This window comes from Ottowia sp. VDI28, assembly GCF_049532675.1.
Lineage (GTDB): Bacteria > Pseudomonadota > Gammaproteobacteria > Burkholderiales > Burkholderiaceae_C > Ottowia.
The window spans coordinates 4,915,178-4,938,709 of the sequence record NZ_CP149820.1 but is presented as its reverse complement, the minus strand read 5'-3'; the positions used below and the strand labels follow the sequence as shown (position 1 = coordinate 4,938,709).

At 62.1% G+C, this 23,532-nt stretch carries 21 protein-coding genes and 1 pseudogene; 11 read left to right on the top strand and 11 right to left on the bottom strand.

Translation table 11 applies throughout. The annotated features are described in order from the left end of the window. The first annotated feature begins 147 nt into the window (after nt 1-147). From ppsA to WJU18_RS23500, 4 genes and pseudogenes are all read left to right on the top strand, one after another. The gene (gene ppsA, locus WJU18_RS23515; RefSeq protein WP_423456018.1) at nt 148-2,550 is read left to right on the top strand and encodes a phosphoenolpyruvate synthase; all 2,403 of its coding nucleotides are present in this window, start codon (nt 148-150) and stop codon (nt 2,548-2,550) included. After that, nucleotides 2,529-2,798, top strand: a complete 270-nt coding sequence (locus tag WJU18_RS23510) for a DUF4212 domain-containing protein (RefSeq protein ID WP_423456017.1) — start codon at nt 2,529-2,531, stop codon at nt 2,796-2,798. The genes ppsA and WJU18_RS23510 overlap by 22 nt, the downstream gene beginning before the upstream one ends. Further along, nucleotides 2,788-4,937: pseudogene (locus WJU18_RS23505) on the top strand (VC_2705 family sodium/solute symporter). The gene WJU18_RS23510 and the pseudogene WJU18_RS23505 overlap by 11 nt, the downstream one beginning before the upstream one ends. Next, nucleotides 4,937-5,503 carry a GNAT family N-acetyltransferase gene (locus tag WJU18_RS23500; protein ID WP_423456016.1) on the top strand — a complete coding sequence of 189 codons (567 nt, stop codon included), beginning with the start codon at nt 4,937-4,939 and terminating at the stop codon, nt 5,501-5,503. Before WJU18_RS23505 ends, WJU18_RS23500 begins: the two are co-directional and overlap by 1 nt. A 40-nt stretch (nt 5,504-5,543) precedes the next feature. Here WJU18_RS23500 and WJU18_RS23495 read toward each other — a convergent pair whose 3' ends face one another. The 6 genes from WJU18_RS23495 to WJU18_RS23470 form a co-directional block, all read right to left on the bottom strand. Beyond that, a complete protein-coding gene (locus WJU18_RS23495; RefSeq protein ID WP_423456015.1) occupies nt 5,544-7,553 on the bottom strand; it encodes an OPT family oligopeptide transporter in 2,010 nt (669 codons plus the stop codon). Nucleotides 7,554-7,712: 159 nt separating this feature from the next. After that, entirely contained in the window at nt 7,713-8,600 is an 888-nt protein-coding gene (locus tag WJU18_RS23490) for an amidohydrolase family protein (RefSeq protein ID WP_423456013.1), read from the bottom strand. A gap of 20 nt (nt 8,601-8,620) precedes the next feature. Further along, nucleotides 8,621-9,052, bottom strand: a complete 432-nt coding sequence (locus WJU18_RS23485; RefSeq protein WP_423456011.1) for a hypothetical protein — start codon at nt 9,050-9,052, stop codon at nt 8,621-8,623. Nucleotides 9,053-9,149: 97 nt separating this feature from the next. Then, the gene (locus WJU18_RS23480; RefSeq protein ID WP_423456009.1) at nt 9,150-9,686 is read right to left on the bottom strand and encodes a carboxymuconolactone decarboxylase family protein; all 537 of its coding nucleotides are present in this window, start codon (nt 9,684-9,686) and stop codon (nt 9,150-9,152) included. Beyond that, nucleotides 9,683-10,651, bottom strand: coding sequence for a Bug family tripartite tricarboxylate transporter substrate binding protein (locus WJU18_RS23475; RefSeq protein ID WP_423456007.1), 969 nt, complete (start codon nt 10,649-10,651; stop codon nt 9,683-9,685). The genes WJU18_RS23480 and WJU18_RS23475 overlap by 4 nt, the downstream gene beginning before the upstream one ends. Before the next feature lie 71 nt (nt 10,652-10,722). Then, nucleotides 10,723-11,520 carry an SDR family NAD(P)-dependent oxidoreductase gene (locus WJU18_RS23470; RefSeq protein ID WP_423456005.1) on the bottom strand — a complete coding sequence of 266 codons (798 nt, stop codon included), beginning with the start codon at nt 11,518-11,520 and terminating at the stop codon, nt 10,723-10,725. A gap of 93 nt (nt 11,521-11,613) precedes the next feature. On the opposite strand from WJU18_RS23470, the gene WJU18_RS23465 reads away from it, so the two are divergent. After that, nucleotides 11,614-12,516 carry a LysR family transcriptional regulator gene (locus tag WJU18_RS23465; protein ID WP_423456003.1) on the top strand — a complete coding sequence of 301 codons (903 nt, stop codon included), beginning with the start codon at nt 11,614-11,616 and terminating at the stop codon, nt 12,514-12,516. Between the two features lie 8 nt (nt 12,517-12,524). On the opposite strand, the gene arfB is transcribed toward WJU18_RS23465, so the two are convergent. Then, nucleotides 12,525-12,923 (bottom strand): alternative ribosome rescue aminoacyl-tRNA hydrolase ArfB, encoded by a 399-nt coding sequence (arfB, locus tag WJU18_RS23460; protein WP_423456001.1) that lies wholly within the window; start codon nt 12,921-12,923, stop codon nt 12,525-12,527. 2 nt (nt 12,924-12,925) lie between these two features. Next, complete coding sequence (gene dbpA / locus WJU18_RS23455) at nt 12,926-14,329, bottom strand: ATP-dependent RNA helicase DbpA (protein ID WP_423455999.1); 1,404 nt, start codon at nt 14,327-14,329, stop codon at nt 12,926-12,928. Nucleotides 14,330-14,483: 154 nt separating this feature from the next. On the opposite strand from dbpA, the gene WJU18_RS23450 reads away from it, so the two are divergent. Beyond that, nucleotides 14,484-14,993 carry a helix-turn-helix domain-containing protein gene (locus WJU18_RS23450; RefSeq protein WP_423455997.1) on the top strand — a complete coding sequence of 170 codons (510 nt, stop codon included), beginning with the start codon at nt 14,484-14,486 and terminating at the stop codon, nt 14,991-14,993. Continuing rightward, nucleotides 14,975-15,379, top strand: a complete 405-nt coding sequence (locus WJU18_RS23445; protein ID WP_423455995.1) for a VOC family protein — start codon at nt 14,975-14,977, stop codon at nt 15,377-15,379. The genes WJU18_RS23450 and WJU18_RS23445 overlap by 19 nt, the downstream gene beginning before the upstream one ends. A 30-nt stretch (nt 15,380-15,409) precedes the next feature. Here the strand turns inward: WJU18_RS23445 and WJU18_RS23440 are convergent, their stop codons facing one another. The 3 genes from WJU18_RS23440 to WJU18_RS23430 all read right to left on the bottom strand — a co-directional run bounded on the left by WJU18_RS23440 (nt 15,410) and on the right by WJU18_RS23430 (nt 18,708). Continuing rightward, nucleotides 15,410-16,780 (bottom strand): MFS transporter, encoded by a 1,371-nt coding sequence (locus WJU18_RS23440; RefSeq protein ID WP_423461084.1) that lies wholly within the window; start codon nt 16,778-16,780, stop codon nt 15,410-15,412. A 96-nt stretch (nt 16,781-16,876) separates the two neighbouring features. Continuing rightward, nucleotides 16,877-17,101: a biotin/lipoyl-binding carrier protein gene (locus tag WJU18_RS23435; RefSeq protein WP_423455993.1), complete on the bottom strand. Its 225-nt coding sequence runs from the start codon at nt 17,099-17,101 to the stop codon at nt 16,877-16,879. 56 nt (nt 17,102-17,157) lie between these two features. Next, the gene (locus WJU18_RS23430; protein ID WP_423455992.1) at nt 17,158-18,708 is read right to left on the bottom strand and encodes an acyl-CoA carboxylase subunit beta; all 1,551 of its coding nucleotides are present in this window, start codon (nt 18,706-18,708) and stop codon (nt 17,158-17,160) included. Between the two features lie 3 nt (nt 18,709-18,711). On the opposite strand from WJU18_RS23430, the gene WJU18_RS23425 reads away from it, so the two are divergent. Genes WJU18_RS23425 through WJU18_RS23410 form a run of 4 tightly spaced genes read left to right on the top strand, consistent with a single transcriptional unit; the run spans nt 18,712 to nt 23,506 of the window. Then, nucleotides 18,712-19,608, top strand: coding sequence for a GntR family transcriptional regulator (locus WJU18_RS23425; protein ID WP_423455990.1), 897 nt, complete (start codon nt 18,712-18,714; stop codon nt 19,606-19,608). Further along, nucleotides 19,595-21,160 (top strand): acyl-CoA carboxylase subunit beta, encoded by a 1,566-nt coding sequence (locus WJU18_RS23420; protein WP_423455989.1) that lies wholly within the window; start codon nt 19,595-19,597, stop codon nt 21,158-21,160. Before WJU18_RS23425 ends, WJU18_RS23420 begins: the two co-directional genes overlap by 14 nt. Nucleotides 21,161-21,218: 58 nt before the next feature. Next, nucleotides 21,219-22,274 (top strand): Bug family tripartite tricarboxylate transporter substrate binding protein, encoded by a 1,056-nt coding sequence (locus WJU18_RS23415; protein WP_423455987.1) that lies wholly within the window; start codon nt 21,219-21,221, stop codon nt 22,272-22,274. Between the two features lie 20 nt (nt 22,275-22,294). Next, entirely contained in the window at nt 22,295-23,506 is a 1,212-nt protein-coding gene (locus tag WJU18_RS23410) for a CaiB/BaiF CoA transferase family protein (RefSeq protein ID WP_423455985.1), read from the top strand. Nucleotides 23,507-23,532: the final 26 nt, after the last annotated feature.

Genomic DNA, 23,532 nt, shown 5'->3' with positions numbered 1-23,532 from the left:
TATGCGAATTCAGCCCGCACGTTTGGAGAGTGGCCTACAAGCACAACTCCATCGCCTATCCATGCGAACGGGCAGCGCGCGCCTTGGTTTTGCCCGGGTTGTCCGGGTGAGGCGCGCTCCAACGGTTTCAACTTCTGGAGCTTTCCCATGTCTGCACTGTTCGAGCCGACCGCCTTGGTCGTGCCATTTGAGAAACTGAGGATGACTGACGTCGAGGCGGTTGGCGGCAAAAACGCCAGCCTCGGCGAGATGATTTCCCAACTGCCCACCCAAGGGCCGGAAGGGGTGCGCGTGCCTACCGGCTTTGCCACCACGGCGCATGCATTTCGCCAATTCCTGGCGCACGACGGTCTGGCTGACCGCATCCAGACCCGGTTAAGCACCCTGGATACCGAGGATGTGCGCGCACTGGCCGCCGCTGGCGCTGAAATCCGGGGCTGGGTGGAGGCACAGCCTTTCCCGGCTGATCTGGAAAAGGCCATCCGCGAGGCGTTCATTACCCTGAGCGCTGGCAACGATCAAGCCAGCTTCGCGGTGCGCTCATCCGCTACAGCGGAAGATCTGCCTGACGCCTCCTTCGCGGGCCAGCAGGAAACCTTCCTCAACGTGGTCGGCATCGACGACGTGCTTCACAAGATGAAGGAGGTGTTTGCCAGCCTCTATAACGATCGCGCCATCAGTTATCGCGTGCACAAGGGCTTCGAGCACGCCGGTGTGGCGCTGTCGGCAGGTGTCCAGCGCATGGTGCGCAGCGATCTGGGCGCGGCGGGCGTCATGTTCACAATCGACACCGAAAGCGGGTTCGAGGAAGTGGTGTTCATCACCAGCAGCCATGGCCTGGGTGAAACAGTGGTGCAGGGTGCCGTGAATCCTGATGAGTTCTATGTGCACAAGCCGATGCTCAAGGCTGGCAAGCGGGCCGTGATCCGCCGCAACCTGGGCTCGAAACTTATCCAGATGGTGTTCTCCACTCCGGAGGAAAAGGCCGCCAGCGGCAAACTGGTGAAAACCATCGATGTGCCCACCGAGCAGCGCAACCGCTATTCGCTGACCGACGACGACGTTCTGCAACTGGCCCGCTATGCCATGGTGATCGAGAAGCACTATGGCAGGCCCATGGATATCGAGTGGGGCAAGGACGGTGTTGACGGCCAGCTCTATATCCTGCAGGCACGTCCCGAAACCGTGAAGAGCCAGCAGAAGGGCAAGACGGAGCAGCGCTACAAGCTGAAGAGCACGGGCGCAGTGTTGGCCGAAGGCCGCGCCATCGGCCAGAAAATCGGTACCGGCCCGGTGCGGCTCGTGCACAACATCTCCGAGATGGACCAGGTTCAAGCTGGCGACGTGCTCGTGACAGACATGACCGATCCCAATTGGGAGCCGGTGATGAAACGCGCCAGCGCCATCGTGACCAACCGCGGCGGCCGTACATGCCACGCGGCCATCATCGCGCGGGAACTGGGTATTCCCGCCATCGTCGGTTGCGGCGACGCCACCGAAAGACTCAAGACCGGGACCTTGGTGACGGTCAGCTGTGCCGAGGGCGATACCGGCCACATCTACGATGGCCTGCTTGAAACCGAAGTGACCGAGGTCAAGCGCGGCGTCATGCCGCCGATCCCGACCAAGATCATGATGAACGTCGGCAACCCGCAGCTGGCCTTCGATTTCGCGCAGTTGCCCAACGAGGGTGTGGGTTTGGCTCGCCTGGAATTCATCATCAACAACAACATCGGCGTGCACCCGAAGGCCATCCTGGACTACCCGCAGGTCGATGGCGATCTGAAGAAGGCCGTTGAGTCCGTGGCACGTGGCCATGCGTCGCCCCGCGCTTTTTATGTGGACAAGGTGGCCGAGGGCGTGGCGACCATTGCCGCGGCGTTTTGGCCCAAGCCGGTCATCGTGCGTCTCTCGGATTTCAAGAGCAACGAATACCGCAAGCTGATCGGTGGCAGCCGCTATGAGCCCGAGGAAGAAAACCCCATGCTGGGCTTCCGTGGCGCGGCGCGCTACATCAGCAACGACTTCCGCGAAGCCTTTGCCATGGAGTGCGAAGCCTTGCGCCGCGTGCGTAACGACATGGGCTTGACCAATGTGCAGGTCATGGTGCCCTTCGTGCGCACGCTGGGCCAAGCCGAGCGGGTCACGCAACTGCTGGCTGAGCAGGGCTTGGCGCGCGGCGAGAATGAATTGAAGGTAGTCATGATGTGCGAGGTGCCCAGCAACGCCATCCTGGCTGACCAATTCCTGAAATACTTCGACGGTTTCTCGATCGGCTCGAACGATCTGACCCAACTGACCCTCGGCCTTGACCGTGATTCCGGCATGGAGTTGCTGGCCGCTGATTTCGACGAGCGAGACCCTGCCGTCAAGGCCATGCTCCAGCGTGCCATCAGCGCATGCCTGGCGGCGGGCAAGTATGTCGGCATTTGTGGCCAAGGCCCCAGCGATCACCCCGACTTTGCCCATTGGTTGGCAAAAGAAGGCATCGCCTCGATCTCGCTCAATCCAGACAGCGTGATCGACACATGGACCCTGCTCGCGAGCTAGGCAAGACGACCGCTGAGTCCCGCAGCTTTGATGGGCTGCGGGTGCTGCTGCTCGTGGTGTGGGCGGTCGCATCCTTCGGTGTGAGCTGGTTCGCGCGCGACTTGCAACAGGTCGTGGCGGGCTGGCCGTTCAATTTCTGGTTTGCTGCCCAGGGCGCCGTGCTGGTGTTCCTGGGCATCGTGGTGGTCTATGCCATCGTGAAAAATCGCGAAGAGCGCAAGCGCGCGGGCGCTGCCAATGAACGTTGAAGCGAGAGGCTACGAATCACGCCTGCGCCGGGCGTTGCTGCTGTTCATTGCAGGATTCCTTGCTTTCCTGGCCTTGATGGCTTGGGCCGAACAGGCCGGCCTTTCGCGTGCCTGGATCGGCCCGATCTTTCTATTTGCCACGGTGATGCTCTACGCCATGATAGGCATCTGGGGCCGGACCACTGATCCTGATGAGTTCTACGTGGCTGGCAGGCGTATTCCGCCCATGTTTAACGGCATGGCCACCGCCGCTGACTGGATGAGCGCGGCGTCGTTCATCAGCCTCTCCGGTGCGCTTTATCTTCAGGGTTTCGCGGGCACCGCGACTCAGCCAGGCGGGCTGGCTTACGTGCTGGGCTGGACAGGGGGTTTTGCCTCGTGGCGCTGTTGATCGCGCCGCGCCTGCGTACCATGCGGCTCTATACCGTGCCGGATTTCTTTGCTGTGCGTTTTGGCGGCTATTGGCCGCGTTTGCTGGCCGCAGCGGGGGCCGTGGGCTGCTCGTTCATGTATGTGGTGGCCCAGATCTACGGGATCGGACTGATCGCTTCGCGCCTGACCGGCGTGCAGTTTGAAATCGGCATCTTGCTTGGTCTTGGGGGCGTGCTGCTGTGCTCCTTTCTGGGGGGCATGCGCGCCATTACCTGGACTCAGGTCTCGCAGTATGTGGTGTTGCTGCTGGCGTTCATGATTCCGGTTTCCTGGCTGGCGTACAAGCAATTGGGCACACCGCTCGCGCCGGTGGCTTACGGTGCGCAGTTGCCGAAGATCGAGAGGCTCGAGAAAGCACTGATCGAGTCTCCCGCCGAGCAGGCTGTGAGCGCCATTTATCAGGAACGTGCCCAGGAGTACGCCGCCCGGCTGCGTGACCCGGCGGCGGCGCTGGCGAGCGATCGGGCCCAGCTTGAAGAACGCATTCGGATGCTCAAGGCACAGGGCGTGGATTTTTCGCTCATCATGCAAGCGCGGCGTGAACTGGCGGCTCTTCCGCGCAACGCGGCTGACGCGGTGGAGCGGTGGACGCGCGCCATGAACGAAGCCAACGAACGAGCCAAGCCGCTTGGTGGCTTGCCGCGCCATGGCCAGGCCTTCGCGGGCGATCCCGATGGCTCACCAGCGGAACAACAGGAGTTCAAGGCCTCCCGCCTGAACTTCATGGCGCTGATGTTTTGCCTCATGGTGGGCACTGCGAGCCTGCCTCATCTGCTGACTCGGTTCTACACCACGCAAGGGGTCGCTGAAACCCGCAGTTCGGTGGCCTGGTCGCTCGGGTTCATTTCCTTGCTTTACCTGGCCACACCGGCATTGGCGGTGTTGGTGAAGTACGAAATCATGCAGGGCCTGGTCGGCAGCAGTTTCGATGCGCTACCCAACTGGATTGCGCAATGGGGGCGGGTTGATCCATCGCTGGTCTCGGTGGCCGACGTGAACGGCGATCGCATTCTCCAGTTTGGAGAAATCAGGCTGGGGGCTGACATGATCATGCTGGCCACCCCTGAGCTGGGCGGCTTGCCCTATGTGGTTTCCGGTTTGGTGGCTGCAGGTGGCCTGGCGGCTGCGCTATCAACCGCGGATGGCCTTCTGCTTACCATCAGCAACGCGCTGGTGCACGATACAGCTCCCACTGGCCCGGATGGCATGGTGCGCACCTCTGAAAACCATGTGATCCTCTCGAAATTCGCGCTGCTGGCCACCGCCATGTTGGCCGCGTTCGTGGCGGTGCTCAAGCCGGCGGAAATCATCTCGCTCGTCACGGCATCGTTCTCGCTGGCAGCGTCTACCTTTTTCCCCGGGTTGGTGATGGGTATCTTCTGGCGAGGCACGACGCGCCGTGGTGTGGTGGCTGGGATGCTGGCCGGTGCTGGCCTGACAGTGGCCTATATGCTGTTGGCCAGCCCGGCGCTACGCGCCTGGTGGGGAGCAGCGCCTGGCGGCCTGTGGGCTGGTGTGCTGCCGATGTCGGCAGGCGTGTTTGGTGTGCCTGCCGGGTTCGCGGTGATTGCCCTGGTTTCGTTGGGTGAACGTGTATGGCCGGTGCTGCGCGTGCGCAGGCAGAAAATGCCCCTGCGCGCCCCTGCTTCGGATGGCTCATTGCCAGGTGACGCACTTTCAGTATCAGATCCTCACAGGAAAGGTTGATGGCCGTTCCCATTACTTCATCGCAGACGCTGCAGACCGAACGCTTACGGCTGAGGCAATGGCGCGCGCAAGATCTGCCCGCGTTTGCGGCGCTCAATGCCGATCCGGAAGTGATGCGCTATTTTCCGGCCACGCTCTCGCGCGCGGAAAGCGATGCCATTGCCCTGCGCTGCCAATCCCTCATCGAGGAGCGCGGCTGGGGATTTTGGGCTGTTGAAGAGCGGAGCAGTGGTGCATTTGCTGGCATGGTCGGGTTGCACACACCCGATGCAGCCTTGCCTTGCTCACCTTGTGTGGAAGTGGGGTGGCGGCTGGCGCGAGCCCATTGGGGCAAGGGCTATGCCTCTGAGGCCGCTGCCGCTTCTTTGCGGTTTGCCTTCACCACGCTGGGGTTGGAAGAGGTGGTTTCTTTCACCGCTTTGCAGAACCTTCGATCTCAAGCCGTGATGCAACGGCTGGGTATGCGCAGGGACGAGGCCACTTTTCAGCACCCGGCCTTGCCAGAGGGACACTGGCTGGCCGAGCACTGTCTCTTTCGCATCAACGAAGCCAATATGAAGTTCTGAGCTTGAGAGGCCAGGAGAAATCTCGGAGGCCTCTCCTCGGTCAGGAAGCGCGCACCACACGCTTGTAGAAGAACGCGCACAAGCCCGCAAAGCCCAACAATCCCAGCCACATGGCGGGGGCGAAGCCGTCGCCCACGATGGCCAGGGGAGCGTCCTTGCCGCTGAAACCGATCAGCGCGGCGATCAGCAAGCCCATCAGGCTTTCACCCACGATCAACCCTGAGGCCAACAGCAGGCCACGCTCTTCGGCTGCGGCCACCCAGGTTTTCCCTGCACGTTCGCCATAGGATTTGATGGCGCGCTGCATGAAAAAGCCCAGCACGGCGCCAATGGTGAGTGTGAGGCCGATGGTCGGCGGCAGATAGATGCCCAGGCCTACAGCCAGCGGCGGCAAGGCGCCTCGGCCGGTACGGCGCAGCATGACATCCAGCACGATCACGACGACCCCGACCGCGATGCCCAGCCCCAGCATGCTCCAGTCCAGAGAGTTGCTGAAGATGCCAGTGGCAATCTGATTCATGAGCGTGGCTTGCGGTGCGGCCAGAGCCTGGTTCGGATCCATGCCCTCCCGTGGCAGCGCGCCCGCGAAGCCATAGGCGTTGTAGAGCAAGTCCAGCACGGGGGGAATCACGGCGCCCCCAACCAGGCAGCCGATGATGAGCACGACCTGCTGGCGCCAGGGCGTGGCCCCAACCATGTAGCCGGTCTTCAGATCCTGGAGGTTGTCATTGGAGATGGCGGCCATGGCCAGGACGATCGCTACCATGAACAGCACCAGCGCCACACCCAGCTTGCCTGAGATGCTGTCTGCGAATGCGGGCACGGCCGCATGCAGCGCCAGCAGCGAGAGCGCCATGAGAATGGTGGCGATGATGCCGATGCCCGAAATAGGGCTGGCCGACGAGCCCACCAGCCCCGCCATGTACCCGCAAGCTGCCGCCACCAGGAAGCCGAATACCGCGGCGAAGACGATGCACAGCGCGGACAGGCCGTAACGGGCCCCGTCACTCAGTGCGGGCATGTATTGCTGCACGAAGCTGCTGACCACCAGGAACAGCACGGCCAGCGCCACGAGGCCAATGGCCAGCATCCAGCTGCGCGGCATGTCCTTGTCGGTTTCGTCGCGGGCTGTGGCGGAAGGGTCTGATGCCCGGGCTGGTTGATTGCGGATGGCCTGGATGATCGGCCGGGCCAAAGTGCCCACTGTCCACAAGGCGGAGATACCGATGACCCCTGCGCCCAGGAAACGGGCTTTGCTGCTCCAGAGCTGATTGGCCAGCTCGCTCACGGCTTGCCCTGCAGCTGGAGTGGCATAAGCCGTGAGCCACGGCACCACGATGCCCCAGCACAGCACCAATCCCACCAGCACGGAAATGCCCGCGGCCATGCCCATGAGATAGCCTGCAGCCAGCAGTGCGGGAGAGAAGCCCGCCGCGACACGGAAGGCCACGTTGCCTGCAGGAATCCAGACGCTGACGGCTTCGCCCAGCACGCGCAAGCCGCTGCTCATGAAGCCAAACAGCGCCGCCAGGCCAGCGCCCCAACCCAGGTCACGCAGCCCGGCATTCTGCGGACTCCCGGCAGAGCCGCTTTCACTCCGGTGGCGCTGGCTTTCGCCCACGCGGAGCACTTCGGCCGCGGCTACACCTTCAGGATAGGGCAGGTTGGACTGCACCACCATCACCCGGCGCAAGGGCACTGTATAAAGCACCCCCAGCGTGCCCCCCGCCGCACAGATCAGCGCCGTCTGCCAGAACGGAAAGCCTGTCCAGAGCCCTAGCATGAGCAGCGCCGGGAGCACGAAAATCACCGACGAGAGCGTTCCCGCGGCTGAGGCCTGGGTTTGAACGAGGTTGTTTTCAAGAATGTTCGAGTCCTTGAAGCGGTACAGCAGCGCCATGGAAATCACGGCCGCGGGAATAGCCGAAGCAAACGTGAGCCCGACCTTCAGACCCAGGTAGACGTTGGCAGCCGTGAAGGCCAGGGTAATGAGCGCTCCCAGAAGAACGCCGCGCAAGGTGAATTCACGCGATGGATTGTTTTTGGTCATAAATGAGCAGTCATGAATTCTGGTATTGGCATTTTGACGCGCGTGCGCGAGCTGCCGCCACAAAAAAGGGGAGCCAGGGCTCCCTCCATGTGTCGGCGGATTGTGCACGGATCACAGGCCATTTTTCATGGTTGCATCATAAAATGTAGAAGAAAATATTCATTTGAAGCCATACAAGCTTTGGGGGTTGTCCACCAGAAGGCTCTTGAGATGGGCGGCATCGGGGGCGATCTGTGCCAGCGCGTCTATGAGCTCCCCGTCGTCCGGTATATGGGTGTGATTGGGGTGTGGCCAGTCGAGCCCCCAGACACAGCGTTCGGAAAAGCGTTTGACCAGTAAACGTGCCATCGCCACGCCATCGGGGTACCCGCTGCCGGCGTGGCGGCTGCTGTCGATACGGTCGATGCCGCTGACTTTCACATGCATCCGCGGGTGTTCCAGCAGCGCCATCAGCGCACGGAAATCCGGGTGATCTGCGCCCAGCATGGCATCAATCCGGCCCATGTGATCGATCACTACAGGCACCTGGCTGGCACGCAGGGCTTGCCCGACGCTGTGCACGAGCGCGCTCTCGAAGTGCACCTGAAGATGCATACCCACGGCGGCCAGGCGTGGAGTCAGCGCCAATATGTCCGTCACGTCGGCACCGCCGCTCAGATGACGCATGAAGTTGAAGCGTACGCCGCGAAAGCCGCGCTCGGCCAGGCGCAGCAACTCCGCATCGGATACGTCAGGCGGGACCAGTGCAATCCCCAGGTAGCGGCCGCCGCTCGCGTCGATCGCGTCTTCCACGACCCGGTTATCGAGCCCGTGCACCGTCGATTGCACAATGACGCAGCGTTCGATGCCCATTCGCCGGTGCAGCGCGAACAACTTTTCCTTAGGTGCTTCAGCGGGAAGGGATTTGCCCGTGCTGGCGTAGGGGAAGCGTGCGCGCGGACCAAACACATGCACGTGGCTGTCACAGGCTCCGGCCGGCAGCACGAGGGCAGGCGTGCGAGGCGTATCTGAATAGGTCTGTATGGGAGGCGGATCGTTTTGGGGCATCGTGGAACGGTCGGCAGGGTTCAAGGCGGGAGTGCGGCGCGGCGGAACATCGTGCGCTGGGTGTTCAGGAACATCTTCCGCACGCGGTCGCTCCAGGGGGTGTGGCGCACGGCCAACCACGCGGGATGCTCTACCGTCTGGATGGACAGCAGGTCATAACAGGCCACATACCTCGGTGTCCCCTCCAGACGGCGCCAGCGCTGTGCCCGGATCGCGCCCGGCACCAGTGCCAGTCCCGGCAAATGTTCGGTCTCGTACCATGCATTGAACTCTTCTTCGTTCGATGCGGAGACGTCCGCCTCCACCACGTAGTGGATGGGTGCGGGCGCGCCCGCACCCGCACTGGCCCCGTCGATGCAGCGCAATTTCTGCAGGCGTTGCCAGCCGAGCGCGAGGGCCGGCGGGTTGGGCGCATAGATGCGCCAGGCGCTGCCCTCCAGCGCCTGCCACACGGCAATGGAAGGATTCTGGACCGCTGCGGTGGCCAGGTACGGGGAGTGTATCGCCGCGCCACTCGTGGATCAGATCGTCCATGGATGATGTGCCTTGTCAATGCCCCACGCGGAGCGCCACCAGAAACCGCGACACCATGTTGTACGCTGCTGCCGTGGCGACCAGCTCGACCGTCTCGGTGTCTGAGAATTGTTCGGCGACACGTTGCATGACCGCATCAGGCACCTCGATGTCACGTGTCATGTGATCTGTCAGAGTCAGCACCAGGCGCTCGGTCTCGGTCAGATCGGTTGGCAACGTATTGCCGCGCAACGCGTCGATCTTGGCCTGGGATATGCCCGCCGCCAGGGCATGCGGCACATGTGCGTCGAACTCGAAGCGGGCACGGTTGAGCACCGCAACGCGCAGGATGATGAGCTCGCGCAAGTCAGCCGGTACGCTGCTGCGGTTGCGCACGGCTGTCAGCATGGCCTCCCAACCCTCGGCGATCGGTGCGCTGTTGAGGAGAACCTGGTAAAGCAGTGAAATACGGCCGCGCTCGTGCAGGATGCGCTGTTCGATGCTGGCCAGTTCGGGCCGGGTGCCGGGCGTTATCAACGGAACGCGGGTGGGGCGTGATGGATCCGCGTTCATTGGCTGACCTTGATGTGGCGAATTTTGATCAGTTGAGCCCATTTCTGGGTGTCAGCCTTGAGCAGGGCGCTCAGCTCCTGCGGCGTCGATGCCTTGGGTTCGGCACCAGAGTCGGCCAGCCGCTTATGGGTAGCCGGATCGGCCACCGCCTGCCGTACCGCCTTGTTGAGCGTGTCGATCACCTCGGCGGGCGTTTTGGCGCTCACGAACAGGCCATACCAATTGTTGGTGTCCATTCCCTTGATGCCTTGCTCCTCGAAGGTTTTGACCTCGGGCAACCCGGGGTGGCGCCGTTGCGAGGCCATGCCCAAGGCCTTCAGGCGGCCGCCTTTCAGGTGCCCCATGACCGCGGGCACATCTGCGAATACCCCTTGTACCTGGCCGCCCATGAGATCGTTGAGCGCGGGAGCCATGCCGTTGTAGGGCACATGCAGCAGTTGCGCGCCTGTGGCCGACTCCAGCTGCGCCAGCGCCAGATGCGGAATGCTGCCCGTGCCCGACGATCCGATCGGCAAGGGTTCCTTGCCGCGCTTGGCGCGCGCGATCAGGTCGGTCGCGTCCTGCGCCGGATTTTCCGTCTTGACGACGAAGACTTCGTTGTTGTCGACGACCAGCGATACAGGTGAGAAGTCGCGCTGCATGTCATAGGGGAGCTTGTCATACAGCGACTGGTTGATGGCCGCCGCGCCCACGCTGGTCAACCACAGGGTATTGCCGTCGGGTTCGGCGCGCATGACATCGCTGGCACCGATAGCGCCGTTGGCGCCAGGTTTGTTTTCGACGATCACGGTGCGTTCGAGCACCTTGCCCATCGGGCCGGCAATGGTGCGGGCCACAAAGTCGACCGGCCCGCCGGCAGCAAAAGTCACGATGATCCTGATGGGCTTGGCGTTGCCCGTTTGCGCCATTGACAGTGGCGCCGCACACAGCGCGGCCGCCAACAGCAGCCAATTTCTTTTCTTCACGGTATGTCTCCTGGATGTTTTATGAAGTTGTTATGAAGTCGTTCTGGACTATCTCGACATCGAAATCCACGCTAGTCGCAGCGAGCGGTCATGCCGCCGTCCACGATCAGCTCCGTGCCGGTGATGAAGCGCGCCTCTTCGCTAGCCAGAAACAGCACTGCGCTGGCCGTATCACGGCCGTCGCCCATGAAACCGAGCGGAATGCGCGCCAGCCTGGCTGCCAGGAGCGCCTGTACGTCCCCGCCAGCCCGTTGGCCTGCCAGCCGGGCCTCCACCATCGGTGTGTGCAACTGACCCGGCACCACGGTATTGACACGTACGCCACCGGCGGCGTGCTGCACGGCCACCACGCGTGAAAGCTGGATCACGCCTGCCTTGGTGGCGGCATAGGCTACCTGGGCGGCGCCGGTCCAGCGCAGCCCTGACGTGGAGGCCATGTTGACAATGGCCCCGCCACCTTTTGCCAGCATGACCGGCAGCACGTGCTTGCAGGCCAGGAACACGCTCTTGAGATTCGCATCCACCTGGTTGTCCCAGGTGTCTTCGCTCATCTCCACCGGTCCGCCGGCCGCCGAACCGCCGACATTGTTGACCAGCACATCCACGGTGCCGAAAGCCTCCAGGCACGCTTGCACCATCCCATGCACGCTTGGTGACGACGTGACGTCGCAGGTGTGCGTCACGATGGATTCGCGTGCATCGCCCGCGAGTTCGAGTGTTTCGGCCAAGCGTGCCGGGTCGCGGTCCACGGCCAGTACCTTCGCGCCTTCCTGCGCCAGACGAACCGCGATGGCTCTGCCATTTCCCCAGCCGCTGCCGACACACCCGGCTCCGGTGACGATGGCTACCTTGGATTCAAATCTATTCATGGCATTTCACGGGGCTTGGGCATGTCTGCAGTGTCGATTAATGTTGGTTAGAGATAAACTAAATATCGCCTATACCAGTTATGTCTTAATTCAATGGATCTGCGCCAGCTCGAATACTTCGTTGCCGTGGCTGAGCAGGGCAGCTTCAGCCGCGCCGCCGCCAGACTCAATCTGTCTCAACCCAGCTTGAGCCGTCAGGTGGCGTTGCTGGAGCAGGAGCTGGGCCAGCGGTTGCTGCAGCGCACTGGCCGTGGCGTCGCCGTCACGGAGGCCGGCCAGACATTGCTGGGGCATGCTCGGCCGATGCTGGCGGCGGCCGAGCAGGCCCGCTTCGAGTTGAAGGAGATGCGTGACGAGCCGCGCGGAAGCGTGGTGGTGGGCCTGCCGCATCGCGTGGCGACCGGTTTGTGCGTGCCGCTGGTCCGTGAGTTCCGGCGCCGGTTGCCGCATGCAATGGTGTCGGTCAGCGAAGGATTGAGCCTGTCGCTGCGAGAGGATTTGATCGCCGGCCGCATCGATGTTGCCCTGCTGTTCGACCCCGCGCCCACTCCACTATTGCGCTATGAGCAGCTGATGCGCGAGCGGCTGGTGCTGATGGCGCCGTCCGGCCGCCGGTTGCCGCCACAAATTAGCCTGCATGCGCTCCAGGACGAACCGATGGTGCTGCCCAGCAGCCCGAACCCGATCCGCACGCTCGTCGACGCCATGTTGTTGCCGCGCAAGCTGAGGCTGAACCTTGTGGCTGAAGTGGGCGCTGTGCACAGCGCGATGAGCGTGGTTGAGGCCGGTCTCGCGTGCTCGATCCTGCCTGAAAGCGCATTGCTGCAAGGCTCGCAGCCGCCGCGCGCGGTCTGGGCACCGATCGGTCCGCCCGCCATGTGGAACATGCTGGTGATCGCGCTGCCGGCCGCGCGGCCACTCAACCGGCTGACGCTGGAGACTGCGCGGATGCTGCGTGCACTCGATTTTCGGGAGCCGGACCGGACGTCTTTCTGAGAAAAAGTCTACTCTTGCACTTTCCGGCGTGCAGCTTTGACCTGCGAGCGCACTGCCTTGCCTTCCAGCCGGCGCTGCCTGGATCCATAGGTTGGTTTTGTCGGGCGCCGGATCTCCGGCACTTGCGAGGCTTCCATCACGATTGCTTCCAGGCGTGCCAGGGCCTGTGCCCTATTCTGCTCCTGGCTGCGGGCGGATTGAGCTTTCAGGATCAGAATGCCGTCTTTCGTGACCCGGCGGCCCGGCAGCGCCAGCAGGCGCTCCTTTATCGCGGCCGGCAGCGACGATGCACGAATATCGAACCGAAGATGGACTGCGGAAGAGACCTTGTTGACGTTCTGGCCACCCGGGCCTTGCGCCCGCATGGTGGTGATCTCGACCTCGTCCTCCTTCACTCCCAAAGTCATTTCTATGCGTCTTTCAACAGGCGCGCTTTGACGGTGCGGCCTTTGATGCGTCCGTTGCCAAGGCGTGCAGCAGCTTCGTGGGCGATGCTGCGTTCCACGGCCACATAGGTCGCGAATTCATTGATGTCGATCTTGCCAATCTGTTCACGGGTGTATCCGAGATCGGCGGTAAGTGCGCCCAACACGTCGCCAGGACGGATTTTCTCCTTGCGCCCGGCCTGGATGTGGATAGTGGCCATCGCCGGCAGCAACCGGCCGCCCGCAGTTGGTGTGAGCTCGGTGAGCTCATGCCAGACGGAAGGTTTGCCTTGTAGTTGTTCGATGCGCCCGACAGAGCCCATTTCATCCAGTGTCGAAAGGCTGAGCGCGAGTCCCGTCTGGCCCGCGCGGCCGGTGCGGCCGATGCGATGGACGTGCGCCTGCGGATCGGGCGAGATGTCCACGTTGATGACGGCGGCAAGTCCCGCGACATCGAGCCCGCGTGCGGCGACATCGGTGGCCACCAGCACGGAGCAACTGCCGTTCGCGAAGCGGATAAGCACCTGGTCGCGTTCGCGCTGTTCCAGATCGCCGTGCAGCGCGAGCGCGCTGTAGCCTTGAGCCTGCAACAGTTCAGCCAGGGCGCGGCAGCGCGCTTTTGTGTTGCAGAATGCGAGCGTGCTGACTGGCCGGAAGTGCTCGAGCAGACGTGCCACCGCAGGCAGCCGCTGGTCTTCATGCACTTCGTACCAGCGCTGCTCGATCTGTTCGCTGCTATGCTGCGCCTCCACCTTGACCGTGATGGGGTCGCGCATGAATTGGGCCGCCAACTTGGCAATACCCTCGGGATAGGTCGCCGAGAACAGCAAGGTCTGCCGCTCTGCTGGGCATTGGCGCGCCACCTTCGTCATGTCATCGACAAAACCCATGTCCAGCATGCGATCCGCTTCGTCGAGCACCAGCGCCTTGAGCGCATCGAGATTGAGATGGCCTCGATCAATATGGTCGATCACGCGTCCAGGTGTGCCAACGACCACATGCGCCCCGCGTTCCAGGCTGGTGGTTTGCCCGCGCAGCGGCACGCCACCGGCGAGCGTGACCACCTTGACGTTGTCTTCGGCGCGTGCCAACCGCCGGATTTCGGTCGTGACCTGGTCAGCCAGTTCACGGGTAGGGCACAGGACCAGGGCCTGCACCGCGAAGCTGCGGGCGTCGAGCTTGGCCAACAAGGCCAAGGCAAATGCTGCAGTCTTGCCGCTGCCGGTCTTGGCCTGAGCGATCACATCCCGGCCTTGCAGGGCGGCGGGCAGGCTGACCGCCTGGATGGCGGTCATTTCCAGATAGCCGAGCCGGCGGAGATTCTCCCGGGCAGCAGGGGAAATGGGGAGCGTGTCGAAGCTGGAGGGGGAGTCCGAAGGGAGTGTCATCCCGGCATCTTAGAGGGTGTTCATGATTCCCCGCAGGTTCTTTTACCCTCGTCATACCGGCTTTCGCCGGTATGACGATGGCGTGGCGTGGGGGGTAGGTCAAGGCAATCTTGAGGTCACGAACACGCTGCTGGAATGTGTTTACGATCCCGGAATGAATGAAAGCCCTGCGAACCAGGACCCTGAACTGCTGCGCCGCCTGCTGCGAGCGAAGGACCGCATGGACGCTGCATCCCACGAGGAATGGCCGGTTGAGCGCCTGGCTGAGGTCAGTGGTGTCTCCGAGGCTCATTTCGCGCGGTCCTTCAGGCAAGCCTTTGGCACTCCGCCCCACCGGTACCTGCTCACACGGCGTATCGAGCGGGCCATGGCGCTGCTGCGCGACACAGATCTGCCTGTCACCACCATCGCCTTTGACACGGGCTGGACAAGCCTGGGGACCTTCGGACGTACCTTTCGCGACATCACGGGCGATAGCCCGAGCGTGAGCCGAAGGCGCGCCAGAGCAGCGGGCCATGAGTTCAGCCGCGTACCAGTCTGCATTGTCGGAGCCATCCAGCGCCCCATTCTTGCGACAGCAGTTTCGGAGAAGCGCCGTCAGGCAATACACGATAAAAACGAGCCTCAACAACAGGAGATTCCAAGATGCAAGGTGTTGAGGTAGTTGGTGTGTATGTGCGTGATCAGGATGAGGCGCTTGCGTTCTATGTCGAGAAGCTCGGGTTCCGTGTGCACACCGACGTGAAAAACGGGGACTATCGCTGGCTTACGGTGCAACACCCGGAGCAGGCATCATTCCAGCTTGGTCTGTTCGTCCCAGGCCCTCCGGTGCTGGATGCCGCAACGGCACAGGCGGTGCGCGCAGTTGTCGCGAAGGGCGCCATGCCTCCGCTCGTTCTGACCGTGAACGACTGCCGCGCTGCTTACGAACAAATGCGGGCCCGGGGTGTGGAATTCACGCAGGAGCCGGTAGAACGCTACGGCACGGTCGATGCCGGTTTCCGCGACCCATCGGGCAACGGCTGGAAGATGATCCAGGCACGTCGTTAGAGACTACCCGGAGCCGAGCGACCGCAAGGATCACCGCTGCTGCCGCAGTTCGTTCCCATCGTTGGGGCTCAGCGTCCGGAATGCCACGGTGGACCACACGGTCATCAAGGCAATGCCCGCGAACACCACCGGAAAATCGCCGGCCTGCAAACCCTGCGTTTCCGGATGGTGCAGGTAGCTGCTGAAGGAAACCGCCGAGGCGCCTATGACGACGCCAAGCGCGATGGACAGCTGCTGCGCCATCGACGACATCGCCGTGGCGTGCGGAGCGCGGTCGCGGGGGACGTCGGTGTAAGCCACGGTGTTTAGCGTCACCATGACCATGGAAGTTGCCAAGCCGCAGGCAAACAGAAGGCAGCAGATCACCCAGATGGGGGTCTGCGCTCCGAACAGGCCGTAGCTGGCGATCAGGCATGCCATGATCAGCGAAGCGCCTACCAGGAGGGTCCGGAAACCGAATCTGCGGATGACATACGCGAGCGCTGCCCGGGTCGCGAGGCTCCCTACCGCGACGAACATCGTGACGATGCCCGACTTCAGCGGAGACATGCCGAGGCCGATCTGAAACAGCAGCGGCAGCAGGAACGGAAGCGCGCCGATGGCCGCAACCCTGACGGGCATGCCTCCCATGACCGAGGTTCGAAAAACCGGAAAACGCAGAACCGAGAAATCGAGGATGGGCTTGGGATGCCTGCGGCAGTGAGCGGCATAGAGCAGCAGCGCCAGCGTGCCTGCCAGGATCATCCCGGTCACCACGGCGGAAGGCAACAGGTGTTTGCCAAAGAGTTCCAGGCCGCCGAGCAGGCCCAGAAGCCCCGAGCCAAGCATGGCCAGGCCCAGTACATCCATATCGACAGCCGCCCCCGGCGTCGGCTTCTCGTCCTCGTCGATGAACATCATCGCCATGGCCACGCCGAGGATACCGAATGGAATGTTGACGAGAAAGATCCAGTGCCAAGAGGCGATCGTGACAATGGCGCCGCCAAAGAAGGGGCCCATCATGCGGCCGATAGCCCCAGGTATCGTGAACCAGACCATGGCTGACACCATGCGATCCGGTGGCACGCTCCGCAGGAGAATGCTCCGGCCCACGGGCACCATCATGGCTCCACCAGCGCCTTGCAGCAGCCGGAACAGGATGAGTTGCAGCAGCGTGCTCGCTACCCCGCAAAGCGCGGAGCCGAGCGAGAAGACCAGAACAGCAGCGCAGAATACCCGGCGCGAGCCAAAACGCTCGGAGAGCCAAGCGCTTGCCGGCAGAAAAACGGCCAGGCTGATGACGTAAGACGCGATCGCCAGATTGAGGTCCAGCACGGGAATCCGCAAGGATTCAGCGATGGAGGGAAGGGCGGTGGCCATGACCGAGGTGTCCAGGTTCTGCAAGAACAGGGGACACGCCACGATCAATGGGATGATTCGATAGCGGAGAGCGTCGGATTTCACTTGGGGGCAAGAGTTCTTACCTGATCTCCTGCGTGAACACGCCCGAGGTGGTGATCAGTCCGCCGCGATAATAGCAACGACTTGTCCTTCCTGCACGGGATCGCTTTCCGCCACCATGATTTCCGTGATGGTACCGGCTTCGTCGGCGATCACGGGAATCTCCATTTTCATGGACTCGACCAACATGATCTCGTCGCCCTCCGAGATCTGTTCACCCGGTTTTTTTAAAAGCTTCCAGACCGAACCCGTGACTTCGGAATGAACCTTGATGCTTGCCATGTTGTGCGTCCTTGCCTAGTGTGTGAAAGTGATTGCAAACTGCTTCCCATGCCAGTTCAATAGCTGGTCGGCCATGTCCGCATCAGATGCTCGCCTACGCCTGCGGTAAGGCCAAGCCCTGCCGAGTCCAGCAACTCCCCCAATGTGTCGCGCGTTTTCTCGGGAAGCACCACGATGTGTCCGTTGTAGGGGGAAGCCATTTCATAGGCCGAGGTTTCCTTGGCCATGTCCGCGAGCAGCGCATCGTAGCGCTCAGGATCTTCTTCGCGCCGGACGCCATGCACGATCGTCACGGCATGTCTCGGATCCATGAAGTTGACTTCGGCGCTTGGCCACATCAACACCACATCGGAGTTGCCGCCTCCACCCATGTTCAAGACAGCCTGCCCATAGGTCTTGCGGACAATCACGGAAAACTTCGGAACCGTCACCAGAGACAGCGCGTTCATCCAGTTCATGACCCGGCCCACTGCGCCGCGCCGTTCACCTTCAATGCCGATCAGGAAACCCGGTTGATCAACGAAGAACAACAGGGGAATGTTGAAGGAGTCGCACAGCACGATGAACGAAGTGGCCTTCTCGCAAGCATCGACATCAATGGCGCCTCCCTTGTGCAAGGGGTTGTTGGCGATGATCCCGACCACGCGCCCGCCAATCCGTGCCAGACAGGTCACTATATTCTTTGCGTAGCGTGATTTCAGCTCAAGTCTGGAGTCGCGATCAACGATGCAATCGAGGATTTTGCGCATGTCATAGACGCGCGTACGCTCAAGCGGCAACAGGGCTTGCAGGCGGCTGGCGTCAGGGACCAGATCAGGATTGGGGGCTTCTCGGGGAGGGGCTTCCTGATGGTGTGAGGGCAGGTACGAGAGAAATTTCCTGACCAGATCGAGTGCTTCTTCATCGGTATCGACGGCGGCGTCCACCATGCCGGTCACATCGGTATGCATGCGCCACCCGCCAAGATCCTCCGGCTCCATCCGCTCGCTGATGGCCATGGAGGTCAGCTTGACGCTGGAGACGGCCATGACGGCGCCCTTGCGCATCACGACGAAATCAGAAAGCGCGGCATACCAGGATGAGGAACCGTAGCAATGCCCGAGCACCGCTGAAGCCCAGGGTGTTTCCCGCATGCGCCGATACTGCGTTGGGCGATCACCGGCGCCGATGCCACGCGCCCCCATGACGTCCGGCATCCGCGCTCCGGTGGACTCCCCCAAAAAGACTATCGGCAGGCCTCGGCGGGTCGCCATGTCCTTGACGTGTCCGACTTTCCGGCCATTCGTCGTGGCGCTTGAGGCGCCCATCACCGTGAAGTCGTTCGACACCACGGCGGCAGAGCGGCCGCCGATGCGGATCAGGCCGGAAATCTTGCCGTCGCCCGGGGTTCGGTCCCGGTCTGCCTCACGGGCCGATTGTGCGAACAGGCCGAACTCGGTGAAGGAGTCTGGGTCGGCAAGATGGTCAATGCGTTCGCGCGCGTTCAGCAATCCTGCCGCATGCCGCGCGGCCAGCTTGGCGGGCCCGCCCATGGCCAATGCCTTATCTGAACGCTTCTTGAATTCCTGCTCCAACCCTTCAAAGGTCGTTGTCTCTGGCCCTGACATCAATTGAACTCCTTGAACTCGAATTGCATGCTTGAAAATATAATTCATGTCGACAATAATCACAATATGGCGAGAAAAAAGACAGCCAACCTTCCGGACTTCGCTGCGCTCCTGGAGCCGGTGAGCGAGTTCACGAGCGATATCCAGCGAGTGCTGCTGCGTTGTGACGGGCAAGATCCTCCGTCGCTTTCCATCGCCGAGCAGATCGCCTCGCGGCTGGCCGGGATGATCGTGCTGGACCGGTTGAAGCCCGGGCAAAGGGTTCTGGAGAGCGAAATCTGCGCCGTTCTCGATGTCAGCAGGGCTCCAGTTCGCGAAGCACTACGGATCCTGGAGCGCGATCGTCTTCTAGTGATCACCTCGCGCAAGGGGGCATGCGTTTCCACCTATAGCCCGAAGGAGTTGGCGGATATCTTTGAGATACGGGCCTCGTTGATCACTACCAGCTACGTCGCCATGATGCGAGACCATCCGGCCGAGTTTGCTGATCGGCTGCAGTCGGGCGTGGCCAAGCTTGAAGAGGCGGCGCGGTCTGGGTCGCACGACAACTACACCCTTGCCTCATTTCGCCTGACCACCGGTCTGCGGGCTCTGTGCGACAACGAGCTGCTTTATGACATGGTGCAGTCCCTCGCGCTTCAGATGCTGCGCTATTCCAGGCTTGGTTTTGGCACAGAGCAGGGCATGGCACGCTCTCTGAGTGACTGGAATGCCATCGTCAGAGCGGTCAGCCGGGGCAATGGCGAAAAAGCAGCCGAACTTGTGCGCCGCCGGATGCGCGGTTCAAGAGACGCCGCGCTGGCCGCGCTTGAAGGCGAGGAGAAGACATCCCCGCTGATTCACGAGCAACCGGGGCGAAAGCCCCTCTCCAAGGAACGAGCCAAACATGCTTCAGTCTGAAGACCGATATACAGAGTTGACTGCGCGGCGTGACAGCGCCCGCCAAATGGGTGGCGAGGAGGCCGTCCAGAAAAACCGCGAACGTGGCCGGCTGAACGTACGCGAACGCATCGAGCATTTCGCCGATCCAGGGAGCTTCCGGGAGATCGGCATGCTCGCTGGCAAGGGCAAGTACGACGACGAAGGGACATTCAAGGCGTTCACCCCATCCAACGCCGTGATCGGCACATGCCAGGTCGAAGGCCGCCGCACGGTGTTGTCGGCTGATGATTTCACCATCCGAGGCGGGTCCTCTGAATCCACGGTGTCCGACAAGTGGGTCTATGCCGAACGCTACGCCCATGAGATGCAGCTTCCGCTGGTGCGGATGGTTGACACCGCCGGGGGCAGCGTCAAGCTTCTCGAACAGCAGCAGTCCACCAAGATTCCCGGCTATTCGAGCTGGCCATCGATTTCCCTTCTGTCGCACGTACCGGTCGTGGGCGTGGCCTTGGGGGCGTGTGCGGGGCTGGGTGCCATCAAGGTCGCGGCCTCTCACTTTTCCGTCATGGTGCGAGGTGCCTCGCAGGTGTTTGCAGGGGGGCCGCCGGTGGTCAAGCAGGGCATCGGCGTGGAGATCGACAAGGAGGCGCTCGGCGGTTGGCAGGTGCACGTCAAGCAGTCTGGCGTGGTCAATAACGTGGCCGAAACCGAACTCGATGCTTTTGCCCAGGTTCGCGCTTTCCTCTCCTACATGCCTGCCAATGTGTTCGAGGTTCCCGCTCGCCAATCTTTCAACGCGCCATCCACCGACCAAGCCTTGTGGCTGGATCAGGCGATTCCAGAGGATCGCCGCCGCATCTATGATCCGCGCAAGATCCTGCGCGCGGTTCTTGACGAGGGCAGCATGTTCGAGCTTTCTCCGCTCTTTGGTGGCTCGACGATCACCGCGCTCGCGCGCATCGATGGCCATGTGGTCGGCGTATTCGCGAATGACCCTCGCGTGATGGGCGGCGCGCTGACTTCGGCGGCTGCCTGCAAGACAGAGCGCTTCGTCGATCTGTGTGACACGTTCCATATCCCGGTCATCAACTTTGTCGATCAGCCTGGTGTCATGTTCGGACTCGACGCCGAGAGGGCCGGCACCATGCGCGACGCTATCCGCGCCATTGCCGCGATCGAGCAGGCCTCCGTGCCGTGGATGTCTGTGATGATGCGGCGCGCCTTCGGCGTGGGCGGTGGCATGCACGGCCCCAAGCACGGGCCCGAGGGGCGGTCATTGAACTATCGTGTGGCTTGGCCGACTGCCCGCTGGGGGTCGATCCCGATCGAAGGTGGCGTGGCGGCAGCTTACCGGCGAGATATCGAGGCTTCAGCGGATCCGGCGGCACGCCGCGATGAACTTGAAGCCTACTACCACCGCCTCAGTTCGCCCTTTCGCACGGCAGAGCGATTCGGCATTACCGACATCATCAAACCGAGCGAAACCAGGGATGCTATCCGCTACTGGCTCGGCGACGCCGTCGCTCTTTGCGCGCGGCAGACAGGATTGAAGAAGCGCGGGTTGCGCTGACGCCGGATTGAACCGGTGCGTTCGAAATTTCAGGTATCACTCCAAGGAGACTGTCACCATGACTCGAACAATAACTAAGCACGCAAAAGCCAAGGCTATCGGCCACCGGCGTGCAACTCTCGCTCGGATCTCGGGCGGATTCCGGGTAGCGGTAGCCGGGATAGCGATCCTCGCAGGGATTTCCGCGCCCGCCCATGCGCAGGGCTGGAAGCCGACGCGGCAGGTGTCCTATACCGTGCCTGCTGGGCCTGGCGGGGCTCTTGATCAAGCTGCTCGCAAGATCGTCGAAATCGCCGAGAAGCGCCATCTGATCGACAAACCCATCGTCATCGAGAACAAGCCAGGCGGCGCGGGGCGCATGGCCTTGGCGCCATTGGATCAACATCCGGGCGATCCTCACTACCTGTCGGTCATTACATACTCGTTATTGACCAACCAGATCATGGGCCAGCTACCGGTTGGCTTCGAAGATTACACCATGCTCGCACTGCTGTTCGGCGAGTACGTGACGGTATCCGTGCGCACGGAATCACCGATCCGCGATGCGCTCGATCTGGTCGAGCGCTTGAAGAAGAATCCAAACAGCCTGTCGTTGGGTGTAGCGACCTCGCTTGGCAATCACATCCACGTGGGGGCCGCCAAGCCACTCAAGGCCGCTGGGGTCGATATCTCCAAGATGGTCGTGGTGCCCTATAAGTCTTCCCAGGAATCGCTGACGAACATGCTTGGCGGGCACCTCGATGTGATGGCTTCCACTACTCCGAATGTGCTGGCTCAGATGCAGGCCGGCCGCATCCGGGTTCTGGCCGTTGCGTCCGGCAGCAGGCTGGATGGACCGTTTTCGAGCATTCCCACCTGGAAAGAACTGGGCGTGAACGCGACCTACGATAGCGCGCAAGGCGTCATGACTTCCAAGGGGGTGCCGCCCGAGGCCATTGCCTACTGGAACGACTTCTTCAAGAAAGTGAGCAGCGACCCGGAGTGGATTGAATTTGTCAAGTCGCGCCAATGGGAGCCACGCTACCGTAACGCGACTCAGACACGTGGCGAACTGGCGAGAGCCTATCAGGACTCGCGCGAGGTTCTGACCGATCTTGGACTCGCCACGCGCTGATGCAGAAAAGGAAACCCTCAATGATTGACGCGAAGACGGGTGCACCCGGGCCCTTGACCGGGTATCGGGTGCTGGAGTTGAGTTCCACGATTGCCGGGCCTGTTTGTGCCCGCCTGTTTGCCGATTTTGGCGCCGAAGTGATCAAGATCGAACCCCCTGAAGGAGATCCGGCTCGCAATATGGGATTGCAGGATGAGGGCGAATCCTTGTACTGCGCGAGCATGCTGCGCAACAAAAGTACGGTTTGCATCGACCTCAAGACTGAGAAAGGAAGGGCGCTGGTCCATGAGTTGGCGCAATCGGCTGACTTCCTGATCGAGAACTTTCGGCCCGGAACGCTGGAGCGGCTGGGCTTGGGCTACGATGAACTCAGCCGTGACAATCCCGGATTGATCATGGTGAGGATCAGCGGCTATGGCCAGGACGGTCCTTACAGCCATCTTCCGGGCTATGGGGCGATCTGTGAGGCAATTGCCGGCGTGCGGCACCTGACGGGCGACCCCGACCGCCCGCCAGCGCGGGTGGCACTGGCGGTCACGGACTACCTCACGGCTGTCTACGCGGCCTTTGGTGCCATGCTGGCGCTTGAGCAGCGGCACCGCAGCGGCAAGGGGCAGGTGGTTGATGCGGCGCTTTATGAGGCAGCCTTTTCAATGATGGAAAGCTACGTTCCGTCCTTTCCCCGATTGGGCGTGGTGCCCAAGCGCCAAGGCCCGCGCTTGATGAATACGGCGCCCAACAGCCTGTATCCCACGCGCGACGACAACTATGTCTTGATTGCCGCCAACAATGATGCAATTTTTGGCCGGCTGGCAGCGGCCATGGATCACCCAGAGTGGGCTGCGGACACGCGCTATGCGACGCAGATCGAGCGCGGAAGGCGAGTCGACGAAGTCGATGCGATGGTCGAAGCTTGGACCATGCAACGCCCGGCCGCCGATATCGTCGCCAAGATGCACGCGGCCGGTGTGCCGGTGGCCAAGGTCTACACCATTGCCGACGTTTTCGCCGATCCGCACTTCGCTGCGCGCGACATGCTGGTGAAGGTCGCGCACCCGCGGCTTGGTGAAGTGGTCTTGCCAGGCGTGGTGCCCAAACTGAGCGCAAGCCCAGGCGGGATACGGGAGCCCGGCCACTTGCTTGGTGCTGATACGGATCAGGTCCTGGCGACAAAGCTTGGAATGAGCGAGGAGGAAATCGCCTCCTTGCGTGCCGCCCAGATTATTCGATAAGACGAGCAAATAAATACAGGAGACGC